This window comes from Microcoleus sp. D3_18a_C4 (assembly GCF_036702415.1).
In the GTDB taxonomy this organism is placed as follows: Bacteria; Cyanobacteriota; Cyanobacteriia; order Cyanobacteriales; family Microcoleaceae; genus Microcoleus.
Genome location: NZ_JAUBTI010000001.1, coordinates 74,289 through 80,756, shown reverse-complemented (window position 1 = coordinate 80,756; position 6,468 = coordinate 74,289). Strand labels below are relative to the sequence as shown.

4 protein-coding genes are annotated in these 6,468 nt (G+C 44.9%); 1 reads left to right on the top strand and 3 read right to left on the bottom strand.

Going from position 1 to position 6,468, the window contains the following annotated elements; translation table 11 throughout:
* The 3 genes from QUB16_RS00410 to QUB16_RS00400 form a co-directional block, all read right to left on the bottom strand.
* Positions 1-1,925, bottom strand: a 1,925-nt coding sequence (locus QUB16_RS00410; protein ID WP_333313230.1) for a DUF4114 domain-containing protein, incomplete at its 3' end; no start/stop codon positions are given.
* A 586-nt stretch (positions 1,926-2,511) separates the two neighbouring features.
* Complete coding sequence (locus tag QUB16_RS00405; protein WP_333313228.1) at positions 2,512-2,811, bottom strand: hypothetical protein; 300 nt, start codon at positions 2,809-2,811, stop codon at positions 2,512-2,514.
* Complete coding sequence (locus QUB16_RS00400; protein WP_333313227.1) at positions 2,786-4,006, bottom strand: phytochelatin synthase family protein; 1,221 nt, start codon at positions 4,004-4,006, stop codon at positions 2,786-2,788. The genes QUB16_RS00405 and QUB16_RS00400 overlap by 26 nt, the downstream gene beginning before the upstream one ends.
* A gap of 870 nt (positions 4,007-4,876) precedes the next feature.
* On the opposite strand from QUB16_RS00400, the gene exaC reads away from it, so the two are divergent.
* Complete coding sequence (gene exaC, locus QUB16_RS00395) at positions 4,877-6,397, top strand: acetaldehyde dehydrogenase ExaC (RefSeq protein WP_333313226.1); 1,521 nt, start codon at positions 4,877-4,879, stop codon at positions 6,395-6,397.
* The last annotated feature ends 71 nt before the right edge of the window (positions 6,398-6,468 follow it).

Sequence of the window (6,468 nt, the reverse complement as noted above, 5' to 3'; positions counted from 1 at the left end):
TTGGTTTCTACTGCGGGAGAATCTGTTTTTGGATCGGCAGGATTTGGATCTGAATTGGGAATTTCGGAAATTGTCGGATTTTTGGTTTCTACTGCGGGAGAATCTGTTTTTGGATCGGCAGGATTTGGATCTGAATTGGGAATTTCGGAAATTGTCGGGTTTTTGGTTTCTACTGCGGGAGAATCTGTTTTTGGATCGGCAGAATTTGGATCTGAATTGGGAATTTCGGAAACAGTCGGATTTTTGGTTTCTACTGCGGGAGAATCTGTTTTTGGATCGGCAGAATTTGGATCTGAATTGGGAGTTTCGGAAATTGTCGGATTTTCAGTTTCTGTCGCTGAGGAGTTTTCCGTTTTTATCTCAGCAGGATTCGGATCGGAATTGTGATTTTCGGAAATTGTCGGATTTTCAGTTTCTGTCGCTGAGGAGTTTTCCGTTTTTATCTCAGCAGGATTCGGATCGGAATTGTGATTTTCGGAAATTGTCGGATTTTCAGTTTCTGTCGCTGAGGAGTTTTCCGTTTTTATCTCAGCAGGATTCGGATCTGAATTGGGAGTTTCGGAAACAGTCGGATTTTTGGTTTCGACTGCGGGAGAATCTGTTTTTGGATCGGCAGAATTCGGATCTGAATTGGGAGTTTCGGAAACAGTCGGATTTTTGGTTTCGACTGCGGGAGAATCTGTTTTTGGATCGGCAGAATTTGGATCTGAATTGGGAGTTTCGGAAACAGTCGGATTTTCAGTTTCTGTCGCAGAGGAGTTTTCCGTTTTTGGATCGGCAGGATTTGGATCTGAATTGGGATTTTCGGAAACAGTCGGATTTTTGGTTTCTGTCGCTGGAGAATTTTCTGGTTTTGTTTCAACAGGATTTGTTGCAGAAGTAGTATCTGCTTTTTTGTCTTCTAATTTAGTCTCAGTTTTTGGCGCAGCGTCACCTATCAATTCTTTGCCTTTTTCTGATGTACGCCAATCGGAGTTTTTGGCAATTACATCATCCATTGAAATGACTCTAGGGGTTGCGCCTTTGAGGGAAAATATGATATCATTGTAATCAGCATCGCTACCTTCTCCTATCCCCATATCTTCCATGACAAATATACTGCCACCATTCGCAACACTGGCTATTTGTCCCCGTTGAAAAGCATCGCTGGAATTAGCTGTCGCCATTGAGAATAAGGGCTTTTTGTCGCCGCCAATCCCTGGGTTGTCGTATACTTGCTGTATTGTGCCGTTGGGAACTAGGATGATGCCAAGTTCGTCTCCTGGTGTCATTGCGAAGGTTTTGATTCCTCGGTATTCTCCGATATTGAAGTTGTTTTCTCCCTCTAAACTAGAGAATGAAGCTGCTTCTGTACTGTCAGAAATGGCGATATAACCGAGTGAGGAGTTGCTCCCTGCGCGTCTGGCTGCTTCTAGTATGAATGCTTCGGAATCGGGAACAAATTCTTGCATTCCTGTGAGGCTGATAATTGCTAGTTCTCCTTGATACCAGCCTCCGTCTGATAGGTAATCGAACACAATTTTACCTGTTTCGTCTGCTTGGAAAATGCCGGAGTCGAAAGAAATGTTATTTTGAGTTGCTGGTTTGGCTGTATCGCCTGTTATTGGGTCGGTTTTAGTGGTGGATGTTTGCGGTTCTTGGGGGATTTGGTTGGTTGTTGGTGTGGGATTTTTGTTGAGGATGAAGGCGTCTGTGTCTGGTTGGGGAGAGTTTTCTGGGTTTTTGTCGAGGATTTGGTTGTTTGATGATGATAGTTCGATGCTGGAGTTTGTGGAGGATGTTTCGTTTGTTGTTAGGGGATTTTTCGGGGCGGAGGGGGAAGAATGATTGCTGGTATAATTTGCAAGTTGCAAGTCTTCTGCAATGTCTGGAATGATGGAATTATTAGCAGTTAGTTGGGGAGTAGATGCTTCGATTTGTAACATGATTTAAGTCCTTTGCTTGCAATAAAAGTGACCCAAAAATGCTGATTTTGAGGATGTTTGTTTATGAAATTTCGCAAGCAAAGCTAGTCCATGCCATGCTGGATTTTTGGGTTTTACCTTGCGCCCGCAATGTGTTATCTCGACAGGTGAAAACCTGCCAGCGAGGCTGACAAAAATTTGATGTGATGGCAATAAGTTGGTTTTTTTTATTGCTGTTGTTAACCGATAGATTTAAGAATATCAGTAACTTTTATCGCTCGCAAGTGCTTTTGGCCATCAGGAAGTAAACTTCATCGAAGCTTTAATCCACTTCCGTGTACTGAAGTGTCACGCTACGAGTTTTGAGATGAGTGAGGATTTGGGACTGGCGATCGCCCAACGGCTTGACTGTTTATTGTATAAAAAGTAACTTAATTTGTTCGCAAAATTACGAAAAAAACGATCGTGAAACTAAAGGGTGCGGAAAGTTGGCTTTAAAAAAGTGCGTGAAGCGGAGTTATCCTGCAGGAAATCGCTTTTTGATACCAAAGAGGTAATAAAATCCGATCGCACACCACAAATTAGATTTTTTGTCAAGCTAAACCAACTAACTGGAGATTTGCGCTCCTTGAGTGTCAAGCCCGATCGCCCTTACATCAGCCTTTACCCCAGATTCCATCCAAGCAGCCACCATTTCCCTCACAACCGCATCAGCATTAGTAGCATCCGTTAAAGCCAAAAGCGTCGGCCCGGCACCACTAATCACCATTCCAAAAGCCCCTGCCTTCAACGCAGCTTCTTGCACCGCTTCATATCCCTGAATCAGAGATTGTCGGTAAGGTTGGTGAATTTTGTCTTGGAGGGCGCAGCGCAGCCAGTTTTCATTCCCACTTTCCAAAGCCCGCACTAGGGATATTACACTGATGTCCCTTTGAATATAAAGTGTAAAACTCCTGGAGTGCGGACATTTGTTCTCTCAATCTAAATATCTCTATATCCAAGGGAGGGAGTAGTTTCTCAAGGTGACGAACCTCACTAAACCACAGTCGTAACTCGGGTTTGAGAGTTGCATAGAGCGTTTCGGGACAGGAGAGTAATATTGCTGTTATTATCTCTGCTACGAATGGCTGGTGCGGCCACTTCCCTACAACACACATTGCATCCGAGTCATCGCTTGACAAGCATTGGTGAACAATATCAAACAGTGAATTTAACTCAATAGCGGCCCGTAATTTCTCAAGTTTCTCTGCAGTCTCTGAGGAGGTATGCACCATAGTTGTGAATTCAACAGGCCAATGGTGCAGGATGGTACTGACAAATGAAGCAATTGAATCAGGTTGCTCTTTACTCAGAATGTCTGGGAGTATTTCTGCAAAGAAAGGAGCAACACTACGCCATTGATGTAAATCACAAGCAACATGAAAGAAGGTTTCTGGCAACCTTTCACTCTTCTGCAATAAAATATAACCTCGACATTGATTAGTGACGGGATCGACAGGTTCAAATGCTTGCCATAACAAAGGCAGAGAAACCCAGTGAGGTGGATATTTGAAACGGGCAACATCCAGCAGAAGAACTAGATCCCGCTTTGGATGATAGCCACCAATTGGTGAAAAGTGACCATCACCCGTTTGTCCCAATACCTTTCGGCTGTAGGAAACAACTAGATGAATATCACCTGACGCCGCAGTCACTTTCTCAACTGCTTGCCGAAAGTTTTCCAAGCTGCTTTGGTGGTAACGATTAGGTTTTACAACAGCACCGTTGCAACGTGCTATACAGACAAACTCATCAAAGGTAATACCGTTTTCTTTAATGACTGAAAGAGGTAAACAACAGTCTAAAAATTCCTCTCCATACCATCTCCACACCCCTTTCCAAATGCGACCCGGATCGATGGATAAGGCATTAAGAACAACAACTAAACTACCCAATCCACAAAAAGCGGGTTCTGCTTGAGTATGAAACTGTTCCGCTAGAGCAAAATACCCTTCCATACCTCCCAATGCCAAGGATTCTCGAAATATTTGCTTTCCCTCTACGGAGGAAAAGGCAATAGCAGAATCGGGGAGTGAACGACGATAAAACCCTTGAGCAGACATTCAATATTTTAACCCTTATTGCTTATGGTGCTAATAAATATTATGCAACCTCGTCACATTGATAATGATGAATGCACTTATTTACTATTTTTTTCAATCTTAGCAATAAAACGCTGCGAAGGTTTGACTTTCGGGGTGCGAATTTAAAAAACGTGATTATTTGCGACGGACTGCTAGGCATCAAGGTGATGAAACAATTCGGCAATTTACCACAGATTGAGCGGTATGCAGCTCGGATAAATCTCACAGCACCCTTCTCAAGAACAGGCTTTTCGGCCTGTTCCACAAAGAGTGAATTTTCTTGTGGAACAGGCCGAAAAGCCTGTTCATAAAAAGCTTATTGAAAATGGTGCAATATCTCAGATAAATCACCTTTTTCTGAATAGCCTCAATCACGCGATGTTTTATAAGAGTCGGCTCAAGAGTTGTAATAGTTGCAATAAATCAAATTTAAGCCGGTGATTTGGGTTGGCAATGATGTGGTAGATTTTCAGGGGATTTATATTGATGTTGCTGATAACACTAGGGAAATTACCAAATACCTTAAAGCGCCCCTTTTTGCTCCCTTGTTGGCGGGCAGCACCAGCCATTTCGTCAAAATTACTATCAGCTATCTGCTAATTTTATAGCCGCACAAAAGAGAGGTGCGTCACAGTTAATTGCTCGTATTTACCGTTGGTGGGGGCGGGTTTTTGAGATGGTTTGTTTTAGCCTCAGATTGTTGGTGAACCCGCCCCTACAGGGACTGCAAAAAATTGGAAAAATGTAAAATTTTGTATATGAACTGACCGAAGTTGCGGAAAATAGAGGATAGTAGATGTTCAAGAGATTTCAATCCTCCGCGAAAACAAATTTTAATCAGGTAATAAAATGGTAGTAGCAGCACCTGTTCAATCCGGCAGTCAGTCGATTTTTCAACCTCGCTACGACAACTTTATCGGCGGCAAGTGGGTGCCACCGGTGAAAGGGAAATACTCGGAAAACCTGTCTCCAATTACAGGAAAATCAATTTGTCAAGTTCCCCGATCGACCGCCGAGGATGTAGAATTGGCACTAGATGCCGCCCACGCTGCGAAAGACAAGTGGGGTAAGACTTCCCCAGCCGATAGGGCGCGGGTTTTACACAAAATTGCCGATCGCATCGAAGAAAACCTCGATCGCCTCGCCATCGCCGAAACCTGGGACAACGGTAAACCAATTCGCGAAACCCGCCTCGCAGACATACCACTGGCGATCGACCATTTCCGCTACTTCGCAAGCTGCATCCGAACTCAAGAAGGATCGATCGGCGAACTCGACGGAACCACCGTCGCCTACCACTTCCACGAACCCCTAGGCGTCATCGGACAAATCATCCCCTGGAACTTCCCGATATTAATGGCCGCTTGGAAACTCGCCCCAGCCCTCGCCGCCGGCAACTGCGTCGTGCTCAAACCAGCAGGCCCCACCCCCGCCTCAATCTTGGTACTGATGGAAATCATCGCCGACTTAGTACCAGACGGCGTAATCAACGTGATTAACGGGCCCGGCGCCGAAATCGGCAAAACCCTAGCCACCAGTCCCCGGATTGCCAAAGTCGCCTTCACCGGCGAAACCACCACCGGCAGGCTAATCATGCAATACGCCTCCCAAAACGTCATCCCCGTCACCCTAGAATTAGGTGGCAAATCCCCCAACATTTTCTTTGAAGATGTCTGCGCCCAAGATGATGAATTCCTCGACAAAGCAGTCGAAGGATTAGTCATGTTTGCGTTCAATCAAGGCGAAGTGTGCACCTGTCCCTCCCGCGCCTTAATTCAGGAGTCAATCTACGATCGATTCATGGAAAGGGCGATCGATCGCATCCGCCAAATCAAACAAGACAACCCCTTATATCCGACAACAGCCCTCGGCGCGCAAGTCTCCATCAACCAGATGGAAAAAATCGCCGAATACGTCAAAATCGGTCACGCCGAAGGCGCAGAATGTCTAATTGGTGGCGAAAGAAACATCTTATCCGGGGACTTGCAAGACGGCTATTATTTCCAGCCAACAGTCTTCAAAGGAAACAACAAAATGCGAATTTTCCAAGAAGAAATCTTCGGCCCAGTATTAGCAGTCACCACCTTCAAAGACGAAGCCGAAGCATTAGAAATTGCCAACGATACCCTCTACGGTTTAGGTGCAGGAGTTTGGACTCGCGACATCAACACCGCCTACCGCATGGGCCGCGCCGTTCAAGCAGGCCGCGTGTGGACAAACTGCTATCACCTATATCCAGCCCACGCAGCATTCGGCGGCTACAAATCATCTGGAATAGGCCGCGAAAATCACAAAATGATGTTAGATCACTACCAGCAAACCAAGAATTTGTTAATAAGTTACAGCCCGAAAGCTTTAGGTTTTTTCTAAATTCTTCACTCATTGGTTTGTAGTGAGGACTAAAGTCCTTCAACTATTAAATTCGGTCAGGAACAGGCAAG